The organism is Phenylobacterium sp. CCH9-H3, assembly GCF_001557235.1.
Classification (GTDB): Bacteria; Pseudomonadota; Alphaproteobacteria; order Caulobacterales; family Caulobacteraceae; genus Phenylobacterium.
Genome location: NZ_LSJI01000096.1, coordinates 19,896 through 40,319, shown reverse-complemented (window position 1 = coordinate 40,319; position 20,424 = coordinate 19,896). Strand labels below are relative to the sequence as shown.

The following is a 20,424-nucleotide window of genomic DNA, read 5'->3' as shown; positions in this document are numbered from 1 at the left end:
CCCCCATCCCCGCCCCGAGCGGCGGCCGCGGGGGCGGTCGCGGCGAGGTCGCGCTCCAGGCGTCGCGCCTCCTGCGCCAGCCTGCACTCCAGCGCCAGGGTCTGGCGCACGGCCCGCGACACGCGATGGTAGGCGAGGCCCAACTGGGCCTGGGTCTGGGGATCCCGGGCCTGCAACAGCGCCTCGCTCAGCCGGCGCACCATGGCCATCCCGACCTCGGCCAGCTCCGCCAGCACGCGGCCGTGCCGCTCGCGCATGTCGACGTTGTCGACCATGAACAAAAAGAGAACATACAGGACGCGAGATGTCAAGCCTGGTCATGCGACGCGGTCGAGGCCGGCTTCGTCGTTGCCCGGATAAGTCTCGAGCAAAGGCGGAAGGTCGACCGTCAAAGCGGCCGGCCGAGAATTCGCTCGACTTCGCGTCGTTCCCAGACCGGATCCAGGAAGGGTACTTTGAAGAAGACCTGAATAGCGTTGAGCAGGACGATGAATCCCCAGATCCCCGCCATCCATAGCGACCACATGTATTCCGGGGACGTTAGCCAATTGGCGGCGACGAGGCTGCCAGCGACGCTGACAAAGATCATGAGGTTGACCCAGAAGAGCTTGATGCGGCGCACATGGGCCAGGGCCAAGGCTTCATCGGCGCGAAGATCGGCGGTCGGTTCGTTCATGGCGGGCTCTCTCAATCGGTTGAAGTCGATCTCAAAGACGGAGGCGACGGACTTGAGGGTTTCGACGCTGGCGGGCCTGCCGCCCTCCAGCCGCTGGATGGTTCGAACGCTAAGGCCGCTCAGCATGGCGAGCTGCTCCTGGGACCAACCCTTCTGCAGCCGCAGTTTCTGAACGAGCATCACAGCCCCCATGAGCGTCGGGCCGACCAATGCCCGGACGGCCCACTGTCGACCACGACAGGAGCCCGTCAATGGGATGACTTCGACCGGACTTCACGATGCCTAGTGCGCGCTGTCGCGGGGCCTTTCCCCGCCCGCCGGGTGGCCTTACCTAGGCGGCATGACGGACGCGCCCGCGCAGGACCGCTTCGACCTTGCGACCCCGGTGGGGCGGGCGAAGACGTATCTGGACTATCTGTGGAACGACCATGCCTATCTGCGGCTGGGTTTTTCGAATGCGCACTGGATCTCCGAGGAACTGGTGCGGGCGAACCAGCCGTGGCCGCACCAGATCGCGGAATGGAAGGCGCGGGGGATCCGGACGATCGTCAACCTGCGTGGCGGGTTCGACGCCAGCTTCCACGCCCTGGAGAAGGACGCCTGCGAGCGGCTGGGGCTGAACTTCGTCAACTTCACGATCACCTCGCGGGAGGTGCCGTCGCGCGAGCGGGTGCTGGGGGCCAAGCGGCTGTTCGAGACGCTGGAGTATCCGGCCCTGATGCACTGCAAGTCCGGCGCGGACCGGGCCGGGATCATGAGCGTGTTCTACATGCACTTCCGGCAGGGGAAGACGATCCGCGAGGCGCTGGAGCAGCTGTCGCTGAAGTACCTGCACATCCGGCACGGCAAGACCGGGGTGCTGGACTATACCTTCGCCCGCTACCTCACCGAGGGCGAGCCGGCGGGGATGAGCTTCCTGGAGTGGGTCGAGAGCCCGATGTACGACCCGGCCGGCATGAAGGCCGACTTCCGGACCAACATGTGGGGCAACCTTTTGACCGAGCGCGTCCTGCGGCGGGAGTAGGACAGGTCCTCCCCCGTTTGGGGGAGGTCCCGAAGGGGGAGGGGGTTTCAGCCTGGGCGCCGGGGGCGTGAGCCCCCTCTCGCTTCGCGAGCTCCCCCTGAAGGGGAGCACCTTTGGGGCTGCGTCAGGTCCTTCCCCGTTTGGGGGAGGTCCCGAAGGGGGAGGGGGTTTCGGCCTGGGCGCCGGGGATGCGAACCCCCTCTCGCTTCGCGAGCTCCCCCGGAGGGGGAGCATCCGCCCTTCCCTAGTGCTCGTGGTCGTCGTCGGCGCCGGGGGTGAGGAGCTTGTGCGCGTGGATGATGAAGTAGCGCATCAGGGCGTTGTCGACGGTCTGCTGGGCCTTGGCGAGCCAGGCCCTGCGGGCGTCCTGATAGGTGGGGAAGGCGCCGACCAGGTCGATCTTGGTCAGGTCCTTGAACTCGGGCGCCCCTTCGAGCGACTTCAGTTCGCCGCCGATGACGAGGTGGAGGAGTTGTTTGTCGGGCATGATCGGTTCTCGGGGATTTCTTTGCGCGTGAAGTCAGTTGCGCGCGCCGATATGCCCAACGCGCTCCAGAATCAATGGGGCCAGGGCCTGGGTGCAGCAGATCAGGCTCGCCTGTGACGGTCTGGCGCGATTGTAGCGGAAACCCTCGCCCGTGTGGTCGCCCACGAAGCAGCCGGCCTCGCGGGCGATGAGGTCGCCGGCGGCCACGTCCCAGTCGGCCTTGCGGACCGGGGCCACGGCGGCGTCGAACTCGCCGGCGGCCACCAAGCACATGCGATAGGCGGTGGAATTGCGCTGCTCCACCCGCATGGCCGGCCAGGCGGTGGGCCAGGACCAATGGGCGAAGACCACGGGATCGCCGACCATGCCGCAGTCCTCCAGCGTCGCGGCGGCGCTGGGGCGGATCGGGGCGCCGTTGAGCGTGGCGCCCGCGCCCGCCGTCGCCGCATAGGTCTCGTCCAGCTCGGGGGCGTAGACGACGCCGGCCACGGGCAGGCCGTCCTCCACCACCGCGATGGCCACCGACCACCAGGGCCGGTCCTTCAGGAAGGCGCGGGTGCCGTCGATGGGGTCGACCACGAAGATCCGGCGGCGGTTGAGGCGCTCGCGGTCGTCGGCGGTCTCCTCGGAGAGCCAGCCGTAGTCGGGGCGGGCGGCGCGCAGGCGCGTGGTCAAGAGGCGGTCGGCGGCGAGGTCGGCGTTGGTGACCGGCGTGCCGTCGTCGTCCTTGTACTCGATGGCCAGGCCCTCGCGGCGGAGGCTGCGGGCGAGGTCTCCCGCCTCCCGGGCCGCGTCCAGGATCAGGCTGAGGTCGTCGGTCATCGGCCCGCGATGGCGAGCGCATCCACCATGAGCGAGGGGGCGTTGGCCGAGCCGCGGATCTCCAGGTCCGAGCCCGGGACGATGCGGCCGAAGATGTCGAGGAGGTTGCCGGCCACGGTGATCTCGTTGACCGGATAGGCGATCTCGCCATCCTCGAACCAGAAGCCCGAGCAGCCCACCGACCAGTCGCCGGTGTTGCCGTTGAGCGAGGGGCCGAACATGGAGGTGACCAAGAGGCCGGCGCCGGCGTCCTTCATCAGGGCGGCCTGGTCCTTCTCGCCGGGCTGGAAGGTGAGGTTGGACGTGGAGACGCCGGGCGGGCCGGCGAGGCCGCGCGAGGCGTGGCCGGTGGTGGTGAGGCCGAGCTGGCGCGCGGACGCGGAGTTCAGCAGCCAGGTGGTCAGGACGCCGTCGTCGATCAGGTGGCGCTTCTCGTTGGCCACGCCCTCGTCGTCGAAGGGGGAGGAGCCCAGGCCACGCGGCCGGTGCGGGTCGTCGACGATATGGACGCCCCTGGCGAAGATGCGCTCGCCCAGCTTGTCCTTCAGGAACGAGGTGCCGCGGGCGATGGAGGGGCCGGAGATGGCGCCGATCAGCGGGCTCATCAGCGAGCCGGCCAGGCGGTTCTCGAAGATCACCGGGGCGGTGGTGGAGGCGATCTTGCGGGCGCCCAGGCGCTGGGCGGCGCGGCGGCCGGCCTCGGCGCCGAGGGCCTCGGGGCTGGGCAGGTCGGACTGCCAGCGGGTGGAGCGGCCATCGTAGCCGGTCTCCATGGTCTCGCCGTCGCCGGCGATGGCCGAGGCGCCGATGTGGAAACCCGAGGCGCGGTGCACGCCGGTGAAGCCGCCGCTGGTCACCATGGTCCACTGGGACGAGGACCAGGAGCTGCTGCCGCCGTCGGAATTGGTCACCTTCGGCACCGCGCGGGCGGCGGCCTCGGCGATGCGGGCGCGTTCCTCCAGGCTTTCCGGCGTGGGCTCGGCGGGGTCGAAGAGGTCGAGGTCGGGGCGGGGACCGCTAGCCAGGTGCGCGGGGTCGGCGAGGCCGGCGTAGGGATCCTCGGGCGCCAGTCGGGCCATGGCCACGGCGCGCTCGACGAGCTTGGCGCGGGCCTCGGGCGAGATGTCGGAGCCGGACACGGTGGCCTGCCGCTTGCCCACGAAGACGCGCAGGCCCAGGTCGCGGGACTCCTCGCGCTCGACCTCTTCAAGGTCGCCGGTCCGCACGGTGATCGAGAGGCTGCGGCGCTCGGCGCCGACGGCTTCGGCGGCGTCGGCCCCGGCCCTCAGCGCGGCGGCGACGACGTCGTTCAGCAGGTTTTCGTCCATCGACGGGATATGGCCGAGCGAAGGCGGCGCCACAAGCCTCGCGTCCCAGCGACACTTTGCGCCGGAGGCGCTGCCAGATCACCGCCAAGCCGCCAAGAACGCCAAGGTTCAGCGCCGGTCTCTTGGCGTTCTTGGCGGCTTGGCGGTTGGCTTGGTGGGCGCTCCGCGCCGCTTTACGGGATGGCGTAGAAGAGGAGGGCGGCGGCGGTGGCGATGTAGCTGATCCAGGTGGCGAGGACGCCGGCGGCGCGGGGCCAGGAGGTGCCGGTGGAGCGCGAGAGGCCCACGGCGTGCAGCACCCGGCCGACGAACAGGGTGAGGCCTATGGGGTGGATCAGCAGGGCCGGGGCGCCCACCAGCGCCAGGAGGCCGAGGCCCGCCAGGGCGGCGGGGATGTATTCGGTGGCGTTGCCGAAGGCGCGGATGGCCTGGTTCAGGGCCGGGACGCCGCCGTCGCCGATCTCCACATGGTGCTTGCGCCGCTGGCGGGTCACCAGGACCGCGAGCACCAGCAGGAGGATGAGGCAGAGGCCAGCCCACAGGGCGGCGGCGTGGGCGGAGGCGACGGGATCCATGCGGCTGCCTTAATCCACCGGCCGGCCGTCGCCCGGCAACCCCAGCCTGGCCCACTTCTCCGTGACCTTGGCCACGGTCCCGGCGTCCATGCCCAGCTTCTCGCCCCACTCGCGGTGGGTTTCGGGCGGCCATTTGTTGGTGGCGTCGAGGCCGATCTTGGACCCCAGGCCGCTCTCGGGCGAGGCGAAGTCGAGGTAGTCGATGGGCGTGTTTTCCACGACCGTGATGTCGCGGGCCGGGTCCATGCGGGTGGAGATGGCCCACATGACGTCCTTCCAGTCGCGGGCGTCGATGTCGTCGTCCACGACGATGACCCACTTGGTGTACATGAACTGGCGCAGGTAGCTCCAGACGCCCAGCATCACCCGCTTGGCGTGGCCGGGGTATCCCTTCTTCATCGAGACCACGGCGATGCGGTAGCTGCAGCCTTCCGGGGGCAGCCAGAAGTCGACGATCTCGGGGAACTGCTGCTGCAGGAGCGGGATGAAGACCTCGTTCAGCGCCTCGCCCAGCACCGAGGGCTCGTCCGGCGGGCGGCCGGTGAAGGTGGTGAGGTAGATCGGGTCCTTGCGCATGGTCACGGCGGTGACCTGGAAGACCGGGAATTTCTCGACGCTGTTGTAGTAGCCGGTGTGGTCGCCGTAGGGGCCCTCGTCGGCGTAGTCGTCGAGGTGGACGTGGCCCTCCAGCACGATCTCGGCGTGGGCGGGGACCATCAGGGGCACGGTCTTGGCCGGCACGAGGTCCAGCTTGGCGCCGCGCAGCAGGCCGGCGAACTGGTACTCCGACAGGGTGTCCGGCACCGGGGTCACGGCGGCCAGGATCGTGCCGGGGTCGGCGCCGATGACGGCGCAGGCGGGCAGGGGCTCGCGCTTGCCTTGCGCCTTCCAGCGGCGGTGGTGCTGGGCGCCGCCGCGGTGGGCCAGCCAGCGCATGATGGTCCGGTCGCGGCCCAGCACCTGCATGCGGTAGATGCCGAGGTTGTAGTCGTCCTCGCGGGAGTCTGACGGCCCTTTGGTGACCACCAGCGGCCAGGTGATCAGTGGGGCCGGCTCGCCGGGCCAGCAGGTCTGGATCGGCAGCTTGGTGAGGTCGATCTGTTCGCCCTTGAGCACCACCTCCTGCACCGGGCCGGACTTCCGCACCTGGGGCCGCATGCCCATCACGGTCTTGGCCAGCGGCAGCATGTCCCAGGCGTCCTTGAGGCCGCGGGGCGGCTCGGGCTGGCGCAGGAAGGCCAGGAGTTCGCCCACGCTGCGCAGCTCGGCGGCGGTGGTGCGCTCCACGCCCTCCAGGGTGACGCCCATGGCCACGCGCTTTACCGTGCCGAACAGGTTGACCAGGCACGGCATGGTCGACCGCTGGCCGTCGGCGCGGACGACGTTCTCGAACAGGACGGCGGGGCCGCCGGTGGCCAGCAAGCGCCGCTGAATCTCGGTCATTTCGAGGACGGAGGAGACCGGCTCGGTGACGCGGACCAGCTCGCCCGCGGCTTCAAGCTTGGCCAGGAACTCGCGGAGCGATCGATAAGCCATGGTTTCTCCTCGGCCGGCGGTTTACCTGCGCCCCGCGATGCGGTCTAGGATCGCCCCATGGCCCGCCTGGACCTCGACGACCTGCCGCCGAAGATCGCCGCCCTGCTGACGGGCCTGGGCGAGGGCGAGGAGCTGTTGCTGGTGCAGCACGGGGCGGTGGTGGGCCGGCTGGCCTCGCGGCCGGCCGCGACGGAGGCGGAGGCGGGCGCCGTGGAACCGGGACCGCGGATGGCCGAGGTGTTCGAGAACTTCCGCTCGGCGATCGAGGACGAGTTCTAGCCCATGACCCGCACCCTGGTGACGGCGCTGGTCGCGGCCGCGACCCTGGGCGGCGGCGCGGCGCAGGCCGGCGAGGTCTTCCTGGGCGCCTATGCCCACGACGTCGACGACGGGATTTCCTACGGCAAGTTCGAGGATGGCGCGCAGATCGTGGGCGGCGTGCGGACCACGGCGCTGGACGAGCTCAGGTTCCTGGGCCGGCCGCGGGTGCACCTGCTGGCGGGGGTGAACACCTCGGGCGGGACGAACTACGCGGCGGCCGGTCTCGCGTGGCGGTTCAACCTGTCGGAGCGGGTCTACGTCCAGCCGGGGATCGGCCTAGCCATTCACGACGGGCGGGTGAACCTGCCCTCGCCCGATGCGCCGGGCCTGACGCCGGAGGAGCGGCTGAAGCGGTTGCGGGATTTCCAGACCAAGCTGGACCTGGGTTCGCGCGTGCTGTTCGAGCCGGAAATCTCGCTGGGCTGGAAGGCGACCCGGCGGCTGTCGGTGGAGCTGTCGTGGATCCATCTCAGCCACGCCAAGCTGGCCGGCGACTACAACCCCGGCGTCGGCGACGTGGGCGTGCGGCTGCTCTACCGCTACGGGCTGGATCGCTAGGCCAGGAAGATGCTGTCCGCGGGCAGGGTGGACATGGCGACGCCGACGAGGACGACCTGGCCGGCGCTGAGGGTGATGACCGTGTCGGCGCCCACCTGGCTCACCGAATAGGCCGTTCCGGGATCCAGCTGGACGCGGTCGCCCTGGGCGACGCTGAAGTCCAGCACGCGGTCGAGGCCGGCGTCGGCCGACGAGTGGAAGCGGTCGGCGCCGAGGCCGCCGGTCATGGTGTCATCGCCGCGGTCGCCGGAGACGAAGTCGGCGCCGCCCCCGCCGCTGAGGGTGTCGTTTCCCTGGCCCCCGCGGACCACGTCGTCGCCTTCCCCGCCGTCGCAGGTGTCATTGCCGAGGTTGCCGTAGACGAGGTCGCCGCCCTCGCCGCCGTAGAGCAGATCCTCGTCCTTGCCGCCCACGACCCAGTCCGCGCCCAGCCCGCCGCTGAGGACATCGTTGCCCATGTTGCCGTTGATGTCGTCGAAGTCGCTGCCGCCCTGGATGCTGTCGTTCCCGGCGTCGCCGCGCAGGTAGTTGGCGCCCGACAGCTCGGAGACGATGTCGTCGCCGGCCCCGGCGTTGATCGTGTCCGCCCCGGCATAGCCCCCCAGGCGGTCGGCGAAGGTCGAGCCGGCGATCATGTCCGACTCGCCGAAGATGCCGGCCTTGGCGGCCGCATTGTCGCCGGCCGCCACCCAGGCGCGGAAGCTGGCCGCGGAGAGCGCGAGGCCCGAGATCTCGTAGGCCGGCGCGCCGCCGCCGCTGACCGCGATGCCGGTGATCACGCCCGCGGTGGGCGGGCCGGACGCCGCGAACTGGAACCCCGAGCCCGAGAGCTGGATCGACAGGCCGCCGATGAAGAAGGCCGCGCTGTTCGGGCCGGCGCCGGACGGGGCGACGGCGGCCAGCGGCCCCAGGTCCAGAAGGTCGAGGTCGACCCCGGCGGTGGCGGTGAAGCTGGCCATGGGTTCTCCTGTGGCGACGGAAGCAGGATGCCGCAACGTGTAAGCTTCACAAAGCGGCGGCGCGAATAGGCTATAAGGGGCGTCGTCGGGGCCAACCGTGGGGGTGCGGCGTTTGAAGCTGGGGTATCGTCTCGGGCGCGGCGCGCGCCTCTGGGTCGGGATGCTGGCCGCCCTGTGCGTCGCCGCCTGCAGCGGCGTGCGGAGCGCGGGCGACGGCGCCCCGCCCACGTCGGACGAGGCCGCCCGGTTCCTGGCCCAGGCCAGCTACGGCGCCAACGACGCTTCGATCGCGCAGGTGAAAGCGGCCGGATACTCGGGCTGGATCGACCAGCAGATGACGATGGCGCGCCCCACGACCCACCAGGCGGAGCTCGAGGCGCGCCTGGCGCAGCTGCGGGTCGGCAATCCCACCGCCACGCTGAACCCGGCCGACTTCTATTATTCCTATTGGGGCCAAGCGATCTCGGGACCGGACCAGCTGCGCCAACGGATGAAGCTGGCGCTGTCCGAGATCTTCGTCATCTCGCTGACCGACAACAACGTCGATACCCGCGGGGCGGGCTCGTACTACGACATGCTGGGGGCCGGCGCCTTCGGGAACTTCCGCACCCTGCTGGAGCAGGTGACCCTGCACCCGATGATGGGGATCTACCTGACCTGGCTGGGGAACCAGAAGGAGGACCCGGCCACCGGGCGCAAGCCGGACGAGAACTACGCCCGCGAGGTCATGCAGCTGATGACCATCGGGCTCTACCAGCTGAACCTCGATGGGACGGTCAGGACCGACGGGGCGGGCCGGCCGATCCCGACCTACACCTCGGACGACATCGCGGGCCTGGCCAAGGTCTTCACCGGCTACAGCTACTATTCGACCACGCCGAACATCACGACGTTCCGGGGCGGGCAGAAGAACGTCGATGCGGCCGTCCGCTCGATGATCCCCTACGCGGCCTATCACTCCACCAGCGCCAAGAGCTTCCTCGGCGTGACGATCCCGGCGTCCGGCTCGGCCGATCCGTCGGGCGACCTGAAGATCGCCCTGGACACGCTGTTCAACCACCCCAACGTCGGGCCGTTCATCTCCAAGCAGCTGATCCAGCGGCTGGTGACCAGCAATCCCAGCCCGGCCTACGTCGCCCGCGTGGCCGGCGTGTTCAACAACAACGGCGCGGGCGTGCGCGGCGACATGAGCGCCGTCGTGCGCGCCATCCTGCTGGACGAGGAGGCCCGCAGCGCCACCCTCGCCACCGGCGTGAACTACGGGAAGCTGCGCGAGCCGGTGGTCCGCCTGGCCCACTGGGCACGGGCGTTCAATGCCACCTCGCAGACGGGGAACTGGCTGATCGCCTCCACCAGCGCGAACACCTCGCTGGGCCAGAGCGCCCTGACCTCGCCCTCGGTGTTCAACTTCTTCCGCCCCGGCTACGTCCCGCCTAATACGCGGGTCGGCGCGGCCGGCCTGGTCGCCCCGGAGTTCCAGATCGTCGACGAGGTGACGGTCGCGGGCTACCTCAACACCATCCAGTCCGTCATCGACGCCGGCGCGGGAACGGCGACGAATGGCGTGCGCGACGTGCGCAGCAGCTATGCGGCCGAGACCGCCCTGGCCGCGGATCCGGGCGCCCTGGCGGACCGGGTGAACCTCCTGCTGCTGAACGGGCGCATGTCGCCGGTGCTGCGGACCCGGATCGTCGAGGCGGTGGGGGGCGTCAACCTGCCGACGACCGGCAGCCAGGACGCGGCGCGGCTGAACCGGGCGAAGCTCGCGATCTACATGACCATGGGCTCGCCCGAATATCTGGTGCAGCGATGAGCGGGGCGATGGACCGCCGACACCTGCTGCGCCTGGGCGGCGCGTTCTCGGCCCTGGGCGTCGGCGCCCCGTTCGCCCTGCAGCTCGCCGCGGCGGGCTCGGCCGCCGGCCAGTCGGCCCCGGACTACAAGGCCCTGGTGTGCGTCTTCCTCTACGGCGGCAACGACTCGCACAACACCGTGCTCGCCACCGACACGGACTCGTGGGGCCGCTATTTCGCGGCGCGGAACACCGGCGCAGATCCCATCGCCCTGATGCCGCCGGGGACCCCTGCGACGCCGGTCGGGCAGACCAGCGCGGTCACCGGGCGCGTGGCCCAGGCCGACTCGCCGGAAGCCTGGGGCGGGGTGCTGCCGATCACGCCGCGGACGGCGCAGGCGATTCCCGCCGGCACCAACGCCAGCAGCCGCACCTTCGCCCTGCATCCCTTCCTGGGGCCCCTGCAGACGCTGTTCAACCAGGGCCGGCTCGCGGTCCTGGCCAATGTGGGCACGCTGGTGCAGCCGACGACCAAGGCGCAGTACCAGGCCAAGAGCGTCACGCTGCCCACCAGCCTGTTCTCGCACAACGACCAGCAGTCGACCTGGCAGGCCCTGTCGGTGGAGGGCGCGCGCAGCGGCTGGGGCGGCCGTTTCGGCGACCTGCTCGCCGGGATGAACGGCCAGAACACCCTGTTCACGGCGGTCTCGGCGGCGGGCAATGCGGTGTTCCTGGCCGGCCAGTCGGTGGTCCAGTACCAGCTTTCCAACGGGACCCAGCCGGCGGTGGTGATCAACGGCGCCCAGGGCTCCATCCTGTTCGGCTCGCGCCTGGGACCGTCGCGGATGCGCGACGTGATCAGCGACACCAACCTGAGCAGCAACTTCGCGGCGGACTATTCCACCGTTGTCGGCCGCTCGATCTCGGCCTCGGCCACGGTCAACAGCGCCTTCACCCAGCCGCTGGCCGCCTCCATTCCGGCGGCGCCGGCCTACACCAACCCGGTGACGGGGCGGACCGAGAGCAACTCGCTGGCCCTGCAGCTTCAGACCGTGGCGCGCATGATCGCGGCCAGTTCCGAACTGGGCGTGCGGCGGCAGGTGTTCTTCGTCAGCCTCGGCGGCTGGGACACCCACGACTTCCAGAACTCGACCCAGCCCAACCTGCTGGCCAAGGTCGCCCACGCCCTGTCCTATTTCGACGGCGCCCTGTCGAACGTGGGCGGCCTGGATCGTCGCGGCCAGGTGACGACCTTCACCGCCTCGGACTTCTCGCGCGGGTTCACCACCAACGGCGACGGCACCGACCACGCCTGGGGCGGGTGCCAGTTCATCATGGGCGGCGCCGTGAGGGGCGGCGACATGTACGGCCAGTACCCGACGCTGGGCGTCGACGTGAACGGCTTCAACAACCCGGACAATGTGGGCGGCGCCCAGATCCCCACCACCTCGGTGGACCAGTACGGCGCGACGCTGGGGCGGTGGTTCGGGGTCTCGGACGCCGATATCGACCTGATCTTCCCGCGCCTGCGGAACTTCAGCCGGCGCTATCTGGACTTCGTCTAGGCGCGGGCCACGTCCCAGGACTTCAGCACGGCCTTCTTCGCCACCTCGCGGAAGCGTCGCTCCAGGAAGGCGCGCGCCACCTCCGGCGTGAGGGGACCTAAGTGGGCGACCAGGCAGCGGGCGTTCCTGTAGTGGCTGTCGGCCCAGAAGGTCGCGGGCTCGGCCTCGACCAACATCTCGACCTCCTCGACCGGCACGCCGGTGAACATGGCGCGGTCGCCGCCCAGCAGCCGGGCCAGGTCCTTGCCGTTCGCCTTGAAGAAGGTCGAGCCCATGTTGAAGCCCTCGACGACCTCCGGAAACGACAGGCAGAGGGTCCGGAATTCGACTTCGGTCATGCGGCCTGCTCCGCCTCCCAGGCCTTCACGGCGGCCTTCTTGGCCACCTTGCGGAAGCGGCGTTCCAGGAAGTTCTTCAGCGAGCCGGGATGCAGATCGCCGATGCGGGCCAGCACGCAGGGGTAGTCCTTGTAGTGCGGCGTCAGGTGGAAGGTGCCGGGCTCGGCCTCCATCAGCATCTCGCGCTCGTCGTAGCTCACCTCCATCAGGACCAGGCTGTCGTCCTCGGCGCGCAGCCGGGTGAAGAACTTGCCGTTCAGCTTGAAGGAGGGGCGGCCGTAGCTGACGCCTTCCTCGACGCCCGGGAAGGACAGGACGATGGCTTTCATCTCGTCGGCGGTCATGGCTCATCCACCTGGGTCGGAGACTTCAGTCTAAGCCCTCGGGCCGAGGCGTCGATGAGGATGTCGAGGCGCCGGGCGCGGGTGGCCTCGCCCTTGGCCGAGATCACCCGGTGGATCGCCACCTTGCGGTAGCCGGGCGGGAAGGCCTGGAAGCCGGCCCAGGCCCGGGCGTCGGCCTGGAAGCGCGCGGTTTCTTCGGCGGTCAGGTCATCGGCCGCCCGTTCGTAGGAATAGAGCCCCGTGCGGTGCTTGCCCGCGTCGTAGGCGGCCTGGCCGGCCGGCGTGACCCGGCCTTCGGCTGCGAGCTCCGCGAAGCGCTTCAGGTTCACCTGGCTCCAGATCCCGCCCGGCTTGCGGGGCGTGAAGCGGATGCGGTAGGCCGCCGCGTCGATCCGGTGGCGGACCCCGTCGATCCAGCCGAAGCACAGGGCCTCGTCCACGCTCTGCGGCCAGGTGATCGAGGGCCGGCCGCTGTCCGTCTTCCAGAAGCCGATCGAGACCTCGCGGGCCGTCGCGTGGTGGGCTTCCAGCCAGGCGCGCCAGTCGGCCGGGGTGGCGAAGAAGATGGGCTGGTCCACGTCTAGCTCGCGTCCAGTTCCTCCATATCGCGCATGTGTTCCGCGACGGGTTCGGCTTCCACGGGCGGAGCCATGTCCCCGGCGCTCAGCACCGTGACCACCTCGGAGCCGCGCTCGAAGGTGCGGTGGACGGGGCATTGCTCGGCGATCTGCAGGAGGCGGGCGCGCTGGGCCTCGTCCAGCGGCCCTTCGATCAGGATGGTGCGCTCGAAGCGGTCGCGGGCGGTGAGCGAGGCGCGATGGTGGCGCACGCTGACCTGCACGCGATCGAGCGGCCAGGCCTTGCGCTCGGCGTAGAGACGCAGGGTCATGGCGGTGCAGGCGCCCAGGGCGGAGCTGAGCAGGTCGTAGGGGCTGGGGCCGGAGCCGAGGCCGCCCACCGACGGCGGCTCGTCGGCCAGGAAGGACCCGGACGGCGTGCGCGCGGCGACCTGGAAGCGCCCGAGCAGGGTCTCGGCCACGAGGACGCTGTCTCCGGCGGGCGTGTCTGCAGGCATGGGCGATCCTTCGGCGAGGGTTGAGACGGCTTCGTAGCCCGGATGGGGCCGGCGGCGGAACGGCCTTCTCGCCGCCGGAGCGCGCCGCTAGGATCGCGGCGGCTGTAACGGGGAGCAGGGTCTTGCGGGCAATCGGGGTTATCGGGGCGGCGTCGGTCACGCTCATGCTGGCGGGCGGAGCGGCCTGGGCCCAGGCGCCCTCCGGGGGCGATAGCCTCGATCTCATCTGCGTGGGCAGCGACGGGGCGCTGATGGCGACGACGCCCTACCGCAACTCGATCGGCGCGCCTTATTTCGGCGGCGTGTACTACGGCGAGGCGCGCGTGCCGGCGCAGCTCGGCGTCAGGGTCGAGAACGGCCAGGTCCGGGTGAAGCCGCCGAAGAGCGCGGTCCCGCTGTTCGCCAAGGACGGGAAGGACGGCTGGTACGAGCTCGCCGACGTCGCCGTCGACCGGCTGTCCATCAAGGGCCGGCTAAAGTGGAACCGCTTCGACCGCTCCAGCCTGACCGTCGACCGCCGCAACGGCGCCGTCACCTTCGGCGACTTCGCCGGCGTCTGCCAGCAGGCCGCGGCCGGCGCCGAAGCGACGAAGTTCTAGCCTGCGCCGACCTCGGTCCAGACGGCCAGTTCGTTGCCGGCGGGATCGGTGAAGTGGAAGCGGCGTCCGCCCGGGAAGCTGAAGATCGGTTTCGTGATCGCGCCGCCGGCGGCGCGGACCTTGGCCTCCATCGCCTCGAGGTCGTGGGCGTAGAGGATGACCAGCGGCTTCTGCACGGCGTCCTGGCCGGTGTGGAACCCGCCGTCGAGCCCTTCGTCGAAGGCCGCGTACTCGAGGCCATAGTCGGTGAACGACCAGCCGAAGGCCTGGCCATAGAAGGCCTTGACCGCGCTGAGGTCGCCCCCGGGGAGCTCCACATAATCGACCTTGCCGTCTTCGCGCATATGCATGTTCCTTGTTTGTTCCAAGCTAGCGCCGGGCTATGGCAGAGTCCAGACCGAAGTCTTCTTCACTTCCAGGTCCTCCAGCTCGCGGGTCGTGGGCACCTGATATTCGGCGAGTTTCACCAGGCCCGAGCGGGGGAAGTAGCTGCGGCCAGGATCGCCGATCAGCACCGTGGCTCCGGCGGCGCGCGCCTGGCCCAGCCAGGCCATCACCCGCTCGGCCAGGGGCTTCTCGTAGCAGATGTCGCCGGCCAGGATCACCTCGGCCCAGGAAGGCGGCGGGGCCTCCAGCAGGTCGTCGCCGGCGAAGTCGATCTGGACCGCGTTGGCGGCGGCGTTCAGCTCGAGGGCCGCGCCACAGAACGGATCGATGTCGGCCGCCAGCACCCGGGCCGCGCCCGCCCGCTTGGCGGCGATGGCCACCAGCCCCGAGCCCGAGGCGAAATCCAGCACCGCCCTGCCGGCCACCACCTGCGGGTCGTCCAGGAGGTAACGCGCCAGCGCCTGGCCGCCCGCCCAGGCGAAGGCCCAGAACGGCGGCGGCAGGCCGATCTCGGCGAGCGCCTCCTCGGTCAGCCGCCAGATCGGGGTGATCTCGTCGGCGAGGTGCAGGCGCAATTCGGGCGTGTGCGGCGGATGCTGCAGGCGGGTGTGTTCGACGATGAAGCCGCGGCGGGCCTCCGGCGTGGGCGCGATCATCTGCGACTCCTCGCCGCATCCCCCACGATGGGCAACAGCCGTTTCCCACAATTTGCCGGCGATTAAGATTTCCTCGTCAACGGTCAAGCTCCAGAAAGAACCTGCCGGGAGGCCGGGCGAAGATGCGTGCGAGCGGCCGGATGGCGAAGCCGAACGGTGGCCTGCGGGGCGCGGGCCTGGAGGCCCGCGTGGTCACGGTCGCCCTGGTTTCGACGATCGCGGCGATGGTCGCGGCGTTCTCGGTCTACCAGTACCGCAACTGGGCTGCCGACCGGGAGGAACTGGCCGCCGAGTCGGTCCGGCTGGCGCACGACATCGGCGCCGCCGCCCACAAGGGCGTCGCGGCCGGCGACGCGGGCGCCATGGTGATCGCCTCGCGCCTGCTCGACGGCAGCGAGCACGCCGTCGCCGCCACCTATCACGAGTTCGACGGCCGGCGCGTGCGGATCGGCAAGACCGCGCAGCAGGAGGCCAGGCTCGCCTTCAAGGGCGTGAAGCAGGCGCAGACGCGCTTCTGGCCCAACGGCCTGGAGGTGCGCGCGCCGCACTACGAGGCCGGCCGGCAGGTCGGGGAGATCGTGCTGTGGGTCGACGACCGCGAGATCCTGACCGAGCGGATCACCAACATCGGCATCGCGCTGGCGCTGTCGCTGGTGGCGACCCTGGGCGCGGGCCTGGTGGCGCGCCGGCTGGCTCGCCGCGCGCTCGCGCCGCTGCGGGCCCTGAGCGAAGGCATGGAGGCGGCCGGCGCCTCGCGGGACTTCAGCGCCCGCCTGCCCGTCACCCGCGAGGACGAGGTGGGCCAGCTGACCCGGGGCTTCAACAACCTGCTCGCGGCGCTGGGCGACTACGACCGGAGCCTGCGCGGCGCGCTCGGCGAGGCGACCGCCGCCCGGGACGCGGCCGAGCGGGCCAATGTGATGAAGTCGCAGTTCCTGGCCAACATGGGTCACGAGCTGCGCACGCCGCTGAACGGGGTGCTGGGGATGAGCCAGGCCCTGCTGCTGGACGACCTGCGGCCCGACCAGCGCGAGCGGGTGCAGGTGATCTTGAACTCCGGCTCGGCCCTGCTGACCGTGCTGAACGACGTGCTGGACCTGGCCGACATGGAACAGGGCGGCGTGCGGCTGGAGACCGCACCGTTCGACCTGGAGGCGGTGGTCCGCCAGGCCTGCGACACGGCGACGATCCTGGCGGAGTCCAAGGGACTGGACCTGGAGATCGACCTGGACGGCTCGAGCCGGGGCCTCTGGCTGGGCGATGCGGCGCGGTTGCGGCAGGTGATCTACAACCTGGTCTCCAACGCCCTGAAGTTCACCGCGGCCGGCAGCGTGCGCATCCGGGCCGAGGGCGGAGCGCGCGGCCTGGTGATCTCGGTGGCCGACACCGGCCCCGGCATCCCGGCGGACGTGATGCCGCGGCTGTTCGAAGCCTTCACCCAGGGCGACGGCTGCGCCACGCGGCGGTTCGGCGGCGTGGGCCTGGGCCTGTCGATCGCGCGCAACCTGGTCGAGCTGATGGGCGGCGCCCTGACCGCCGAGAGCGAGATCGGCCAGGGCAGCACCTTCACGCTGCTGCTGCCGCTGGAGCGCGGCGAGGCTCTGGACACGGCGGGACCCCCGGAAACCCATGTGGCGGACCTGCGGGTCCTGGTGGCCGAGGACAACGAGACCAACCAGCGCGTGGTGCGTACGGTGCTGAACGCCCTGGGCGTCGATCCGACGGTGGTGCCGGACGGCCGCGCGGCGGTGGAGGCCTGGGGCCGCGGCGAGTGGGACCTGGTGCTGATGGACATCCAGATGCCGGTGCGGGACGGGGTCAGCGCCACGCGCGACATCCGCCGCCTGGAGGCCGAGCGCGGCCTGCCGCCCACCCGGATCGTGGCGCTCACCGCCAACCACATGCCGGCCCAGGTGGACGAATACGCCGCCGCGGGCATGGACGGCGTCGTGCCCAAGCCGATCATGATCGAAGAGCTGCACGCGGCCCTGGTCGACGCCTACGAGGTCAGGGCGGCCTAGCCATACAGGTCCCGCCGGGGTCAGAGTGGCCCCATGCTGAGCTCCGATCCCGCCGCCGTCGAAGCCCGCCTGCGAGCGGCCTGCCTGGCTCTCCCGGAGACCGCCGAGAAGATCAGCCACGGGATCCCGGCCTTTTCCGTGGCCGGCAAGATGTTCGCCTATTTCCGGCACAACCATCACGGCGACGGCATGACCGTGGTCTGCGTGAAGACCACGGGCCGCGACGAGCAGGAGTTCCTGATCGAGGCCGACCCGGAGATCCATAGCCGGCCGGCCTATCTCTGGCCGTCGGGCTGGGTCGGGATCAGCCTGGCCGACGACGCCGACTGGGACCTGGTGGAGGCGCGCCTGCGATCCAGCTGGGCGCTGGCGGCGCCGCGCCGCCTTACTGGATGACGGCCTTCACGACGCCGCGGTCTTCGGGCGTCGGGTTGCCGCCGCGGTCCTGCGTGGCGGGCCGGGAGGAGGCCTGGCGCAGCACGTCGAGATAGCCCGGCGCCGTCAGCATGCGGGGCAGGACGCCCTTGGCCTTCAAGAGGCGGTGGGCGCGGGGCAGGTTGTAGCAGGGCACATGCATGAACATGTGGTGCTCGCAGTGGTAGTTGACCCAGTAGGGCGCCAGGAACGCCCGCTCCAGCAGGTTGGCGTGGGTGGTGCGGGCGTGGCGCAGCGGGTCGGGCTCGTCCTTGGCGATGCAGGCGTGCTCGGCGATGTTGCGCAGGCGCGTGATCATCGGCAGCCAGGTGGCCTGGGGCAGCAGCCACAGCACCGGCCAGGCCCACCAGAACCCGAACGGGGCGGTCGCGGCCACGGTCACGACCATGCCGATGAGGAAGCGCTTCCGCGCGACGGCCGCGTCCTTGAGGATCGGCCACAGGGGCTCGCCGGCCTTGCGTTCCCGCAGGCGTTTCACCAGGCCCGCCCAGCGCTGCTTGTAATAGGTCTGGCCGGTCAGATCGCGGACGATCTTGCGGCGCAGGGACAGCCGCGTGATCGGGAACGGCGCCGAGAGCCCCAGGTCCGGGTCCTCGGCCTGCTGCGCGTACTTGTGGTGGCCCAGGTGGTAGGTTCGGTAGGCGACGAGGCCGCCGGGCGTGAGGTTGTCGGCCAGCCAGTCGTTGGCTTTCAGGTTGGGGTGCAGGGCTCCATGGGCGGCGTCGTGCATCAGGATGGCGAGGCCGAGCTGGCGGGCGCCGATGATCATCACGGCCAGGGGGATGGTGATCGGGAACGCCATGGCCATGGCGGCGGCCAGGCCGATGACGATCCAGGCATGGGCGATCAGGGCCGGGCCTTTCCACGACGACTTCGTCGCGAGGGGGCTCCATTCCTGCGGGGTGAAATAGTCCTTGGGGGCGACACGGGCGGCGGCGGCCATCAGGCGTCTCCGGGCTGGGCTGCGGGTCTCGGGGCGGCCCGCGTGTGGGGCAGCAGGGCGACCATCTCCTCGACCGCCTCGGCGACCGTGGCCTCGGTGGCGCCCTCGCGAAGGGTGACGCCCAGGGCCAGGGTCCAGAACCGGCGGGCGGTGGTGGCGGCGTCCTCGCCCGAAGTCCAGCCGCGGCTTTCGCGGACCTGGGCGTAGGCCCGGTCGCCCTCGGCGTGCAGCCGCTCGAAGGTGCGCTCGACGAGAGGGCTGAGGTCCTGCCGGCGGCGGGTCAGGGACAGGGCTTCCACGAAGAGGGCCAGGCCCGGGGAGCCGATCACGGTCTCGACGAGCCGGCCGTTGTAGTCCGAGCCGGTGCGAGCGCCAGCCGCGGCGGCCTCGGCCTGGCGGGCCACGTACAGCACCTCGCGGCAGGCGGCCTCGACGAACAGGGCCTGCTTGGTGCGGAAGTAGTAGGTGACCTGGCTGGGATAGGCGTCCGCCGCGGCGGCGATCTCGGCCACCGCCACGCCGCCCAGGCCCTTGGCCTTGAACAGCTCCACCGCCGCGTCCAGCAGCCGCGAACGCATGCGCTTGCCGGGCTCCCGCAGGGAGCGCGCCTGGGCCAGGGATCGCACGTCCGCCATGACTTGTTTGTATGCCATACAAGAGAACGGGTCAACGGCGGCACGGACGCCGGCGTTCGGAGGATGCAACCTGCGCGCTTTTGTCACCCGCGATTGGTGCATCGGTCGCACCCCGCGGTAACAGGTCCGCCACAGTCGGGGCGCAAGCCTGCCCGCACGTGATTTCGTGGTGGGACCGATGAGTTTGATCGAGACGATCCTGGGCAAGAAGAGCGCGCCGGGCGGCGGGCTGGCCGCGCTGTTGGGCCGCCGTAAGCCGAAGCGCCACAAGCTGCCGGCCTGGGCGGCGGAGAAGGCGAAGAAGGGCTAGAAGGACCCGGCGGCCAGCGCCGCGGCCAGGATTAGTCCCGCCCAGGCGTTGGACTTGAACAGGCGCAGCGCCAGCGCCGGATCGTCGACGCGCACCCGCCGCGCCTGCAGGCCCAGGTGGACGGCGAAGGCCAGCAGCAGGATCGGAAAGCCGGGCCCCAGCCGCCCCAGGATCCCCGCCGCGAACGCCAGGGCGATGGCCGCCAGGTAGAACGCCGCCACGGCGCGGGGGGCGCGATCGCCCAGGCGCCGGGCGGAGGATTTGACGCCGGCCAGGGCGTCGTCCTCGAGGTCCTGGATCGCGTAGATGGTGTCGTAGCCCAGGGTCCACGCGATCCCCGAGGCGTACAGCAGCAGGGCCGGGGCCGAGATCTCGCCGGCCGCCGCGGCGTAGCCCAGCAGGGCGCCCCAGTTGAACGTCAGCCCCAGCCACGCCTGCGGCCACCAGGTGATCCGCTTCATGAACGGATAGGCCGCCACCAGCGCCAGGGACGCCACGCCCAGGGCGATGGCCAGCGGCGGCAGGCTGACCAGGATCAGGAACGAGACCAGGCTGCAGCCGATCACGAAGGCCCAGGCCTGCTTCACCGTGATCTGGCCGGAGGGGATCGGCCGGCCGGCGGTGCGGGCGACCTTGGCGTCGATGTCGCGGTCGACGATGTCGTTGTAGGCGCAGCCCGCCGCCCGCATCAGGGCCGCCCCCAGGAAGAAGAGGACCAGCAGCCACGGGTCCGGCCACTGGCCGCGCACGGCGCCGGCCAGGGCGATCCCCTGCCAGCCGGGCAGCATCAGGAGCCAGATCCCCGCCGGCCGGTCGAACCGCCCCAGCTTCAGCCACGGCCGCAGCCCCGCCGGCGCATGCCGGTCCACCCAGTTCGTGGGCGCGGCGTCGGGCAGGGGGGCGCTCTCGGTCATCGCGGCGGGCTTAGCAGAGACTGCGGTGTTGCCGAAATGCCGCTGGCGCCCCGCCTCGTTAACCATCGGTCTGCGGTTCCTTGACCCTCTTCGAACGCCCGCCTAGCTTCCGGGCCTTCGAAGC

Annotated in this window: 26 protein-coding genes; 9 read left to right on the top strand and 17 right to left on the bottom strand. The window is 70.7% G+C overall.

Going from position 1 to position 20,424, the window contains the following annotated elements:
• Both AX721_RS09045 and AX721_RS09040 read right to left on the bottom strand, forming a co-directional pair.
• The coding region (locus tag AX721_RS09045) for a hypothetical protein (RefSeq protein ID WP_156467090.1) at positions 1–275 on the bottom strand (275 nt) is incomplete at its 3' end.
• 113 nt (positions 276–388) lie between these two features.
• Positions 389–856 (bottom strand): 2TM domain-containing protein, encoded by a 468-nt coding sequence (locus AX721_RS09040; RefSeq protein WP_068875690.1) that lies wholly within the window; start codon positions 854–856, stop codon positions 389–391.
• A gap of 160 nt (positions 857–1,016) precedes the next feature.
• On the opposite strand from AX721_RS09040, the gene AX721_RS09035 reads away from it, so the two are divergent.
• Positions 1,017–1,700 carry a beta-lactamase hydrolase domain-containing protein gene (locus AX721_RS09035; RefSeq protein WP_068875686.1) on the top strand — a complete coding sequence of 228 codons (684 nt, stop codon included), beginning with the start codon at positions 1,017–1,019 and terminating at the stop codon, positions 1,698–1,700.
• A gap of 244 nt (positions 1,701–1,944) precedes the next feature.
• Here the strand turns inward: AX721_RS09035 and AX721_RS09030 are convergent, their stop codons facing one another.
• The 5 genes from AX721_RS09030 to AX721_RS09010 all read right to left on the bottom strand — a co-directional run bounded on the left by AX721_RS09030 (position 1,945) and on the right by AX721_RS09010 (position 6,448).
• Positions 1,945–2,187 carry a DUF4170 domain-containing protein gene (locus AX721_RS09030; protein WP_068875685.1) on the bottom strand — a complete coding sequence of 81 codons (243 nt, stop codon included), beginning with the start codon at positions 2,185–2,187 and terminating at the stop codon, positions 1,945–1,947.
• A 33-nt stretch (positions 2,188–2,220) separates the two neighbouring features.
• Positions 2,221–3,009 carry a 3'(2'),5'-bisphosphate nucleotidase CysQ gene (locus AX721_RS09025; protein WP_068875684.1) on the bottom strand — a complete coding sequence of 263 codons (789 nt, stop codon included), beginning with the start codon at positions 3,007–3,009 and terminating at the stop codon, positions 2,221–2,223.
• The gene (locus tag AX721_RS09020) at positions 3,006–4,337 is read right to left on the bottom strand and encodes a TldD/PmbA family protein (RefSeq protein WP_068875683.1); all 1,332 of its coding nucleotides are present in this window, start codon (positions 4,335–4,337) and stop codon (positions 3,006–3,008) included. The genes AX721_RS09025 and AX721_RS09020 overlap by 4 nt, the downstream gene beginning before the upstream one ends.
• Positions 4,338–4,510: 173 nt before the next feature.
• Positions 4,511–4,912, bottom strand: coding sequence for an MAPEG family protein (locus AX721_RS09015; RefSeq protein WP_068875682.1), 402 nt, complete (start codon positions 4,910–4,912; stop codon positions 4,511–4,513).
• A gap of 9 nt (positions 4,913–4,921) precedes the next feature.
• Positions 4,922–6,448 carry a UbiD family decarboxylase gene (locus AX721_RS09010; protein ID WP_068875681.1) on the bottom strand — a complete coding sequence of 509 codons (1,527 nt, stop codon included), beginning with the start codon at positions 6,446–6,448 and terminating at the stop codon, positions 4,922–4,924.
• Between the two features lie 57 nt (positions 6,449–6,505).
• Between AX721_RS09010 and AX721_RS09005 the strand changes: the two genes are divergently transcribed.
• Positions 6,506–6,727 carry a hypothetical protein gene (locus AX721_RS09005; protein ID WP_068875680.1) on the top strand — a complete coding sequence of 74 codons (222 nt, stop codon included), beginning with the start codon at positions 6,506–6,508 and terminating at the stop codon, positions 6,725–6,727.
• A 3-nt stretch (positions 6,728–6,730) separates the two neighbouring features.
• Positions 6,731–7,327, top strand: coding sequence for an acyloxyacyl hydrolase (locus tag AX721_RS09000; RefSeq protein WP_068875679.1), 597 nt, complete (start codon positions 6,731–6,733; stop codon positions 7,325–7,327).
• Here AX721_RS09000 and AX721_RS08995 read toward each other — a convergent pair.
• Positions 7,324–8,286: a calcium-binding protein gene (locus AX721_RS08995; RefSeq protein ID WP_068875678.1), complete on the bottom strand. Its 963-nt coding sequence runs from the start codon at positions 8,284–8,286 to the stop codon at positions 7,324–7,326. The two genes, AX721_RS09000 and AX721_RS08995, sit on opposite strands and share 4 nt — an antisense overlap.
• Before the next feature lie 97 nt (positions 8,287–8,383).
• Between AX721_RS08995 and AX721_RS08990 the strand changes: the two genes are divergently transcribed.
• Positions 8,384–10,099 carry a DUF1800 family protein gene (locus AX721_RS08990; RefSeq protein WP_231733192.1) on the top strand — a complete coding sequence of 572 codons (1,716 nt, stop codon included), beginning with the start codon at positions 8,384–8,386 and terminating at the stop codon, positions 10,097–10,099.
• Between the two features lie 8 nt (positions 10,100–10,107).
• Positions 10,108–11,643, top strand: coding sequence for a DUF1501 domain-containing protein (locus AX721_RS08985; RefSeq protein WP_231733188.1), 1,536 nt, complete (start codon positions 10,108–10,110; stop codon positions 11,641–11,643).
• On the opposite strand, the gene AX721_RS08980 is transcribed toward AX721_RS08985, so the two are convergent.
• Genes AX721_RS08980 through AX721_RS08965 form a run of 4 tightly spaced genes read right to left on the bottom strand, consistent with a single transcriptional unit; the run spans position 11,640 to position 13,400 of the window.
• A complete protein-coding gene (locus AX721_RS08980) occupies positions 11,640–11,981 on the bottom strand; it encodes a hypothetical protein (protein ID WP_068875676.1) in 342 nt (113 codons plus the stop codon). The two genes, AX721_RS08985 and AX721_RS08980, sit on opposite strands and share 4 nt — an antisense overlap.
• Positions 11,978–12,325: an MmcQ/YjbR family DNA-binding protein gene (locus AX721_RS08975; protein ID WP_068875675.1), complete on the bottom strand. Its 348-nt coding sequence runs from the start codon at positions 12,323–12,325 to the stop codon at positions 11,978–11,980. The genes AX721_RS08980 and AX721_RS08975 overlap by 4 nt, the downstream gene beginning before the upstream one ends.
• Positions 12,322–12,903 carry a YdeI family protein gene (locus tag AX721_RS08970; RefSeq protein ID WP_068875674.1) on the bottom strand — a complete coding sequence of 194 codons (582 nt, stop codon included), beginning with the start codon at positions 12,901–12,903 and terminating at the stop codon, positions 12,322–12,324. The genes AX721_RS08975 and AX721_RS08970 overlap by 4 nt, the downstream gene beginning before the upstream one ends.
• 2 nt (positions 12,904–12,905) lie before the next feature.
• Positions 12,906–13,400, bottom strand: a complete 495-nt coding sequence (locus AX721_RS08965; RefSeq protein WP_068875673.1) for an OsmC family protein — start codon at positions 13,398–13,400, stop codon at positions 12,906–12,908.
• 122 nt (positions 13,401–13,522) lie between these two features.
• On the opposite strand from AX721_RS08965, the gene AX721_RS08960 reads away from it, so the two are divergent.
• Positions 13,523–13,999 carry a hypothetical protein gene (locus tag AX721_RS08960; RefSeq protein ID WP_068879105.1) on the top strand — a complete coding sequence of 159 codons (477 nt, stop codon included), beginning with the start codon at positions 13,523–13,525 and terminating at the stop codon, positions 13,997–13,999.
• Here the strand turns inward: AX721_RS08960 and AX721_RS08955 are convergent.
• A complete protein-coding gene (locus tag AX721_RS08955) occupies positions 13,996–14,343 on the bottom strand; it encodes a VOC family protein (protein ID WP_068875671.1) in 348 nt (115 codons plus the stop codon). The genes AX721_RS08960 and AX721_RS08955 overlap by 4 nt on opposite strands.
• Positions 14,344–14,379: 36 nt before the next feature.
• Positions 14,380–15,042 (bottom strand): methyltransferase, encoded by a 663-nt coding sequence (locus AX721_RS08950; RefSeq protein WP_068875670.1) that lies wholly within the window; start codon positions 15,040–15,042, stop codon positions 14,380–14,382.
• Positions 15,043–15,182: 140 nt separating this feature from the next.
• On the opposite strand from AX721_RS08950, the gene AX721_RS08945 reads away from it, so the two are divergent.
• Positions 15,183–17,063 (top strand): ATP-binding protein, encoded by a 1,881-nt coding sequence (locus tag AX721_RS08945; protein WP_068875669.1) that lies wholly within the window; start codon positions 15,183–15,185, stop codon positions 17,061–17,063.
• 33 nt (positions 17,064–17,096) lie between these two features.
• Positions 17,097–17,459 carry an MmcQ/YjbR family DNA-binding protein gene (locus tag AX721_RS08940; protein ID WP_068875668.1) on the top strand — a complete coding sequence of 121 codons (363 nt, stop codon included), beginning with the start codon at positions 17,097–17,099 and terminating at the stop codon, positions 17,457–17,459.
• On the opposite strand, the gene AX721_RS08935 is transcribed toward AX721_RS08940, so the two are convergent.
• A complete protein-coding gene (locus AX721_RS08935) occupies positions 17,449–18,441 on the bottom strand; it encodes a fatty acid desaturase family protein (protein WP_068875667.1) in 993 nt (330 codons plus the stop codon). The genes AX721_RS08940 and AX721_RS08935 overlap by 11 nt on opposite strands.
• Positions 18,441–19,076: a TetR/AcrR family transcriptional regulator C-terminal domain-containing protein gene (locus tag AX721_RS08930; protein WP_068875666.1), complete on the bottom strand. Its 636-nt coding sequence runs from the start codon at positions 19,074–19,076 to the stop codon at positions 18,441–18,443. Before AX721_RS08930 ends, AX721_RS08935 begins: the two co-directional genes overlap by 1 nt.
• Before the next feature lie 178 nt (positions 19,077–19,254).
• Between AX721_RS08930 and AX721_RS28570 the strand changes: the two genes are divergently transcribed.
• Positions 19,255–19,386: a hypothetical protein gene (locus AX721_RS28570; protein WP_255355304.1), complete on the top strand. Its 132-nt coding sequence runs from the start codon at positions 19,255–19,257 to the stop codon at positions 19,384–19,386.
• On the opposite strand, the gene ubiA is transcribed toward AX721_RS28570, so the two are convergent.
• A complete protein-coding gene (ubiA, locus tag AX721_RS08925) occupies positions 19,383–20,300 on the bottom strand; it encodes a 4-hydroxybenzoate octaprenyltransferase (protein WP_068875688.1) in 918 nt (305 codons plus the stop codon). The two genes, AX721_RS28570 and ubiA, sit on opposite strands and share 4 nt — an antisense overlap.
• Positions 20,301–20,424 lie beyond the last annotated feature (124 nt).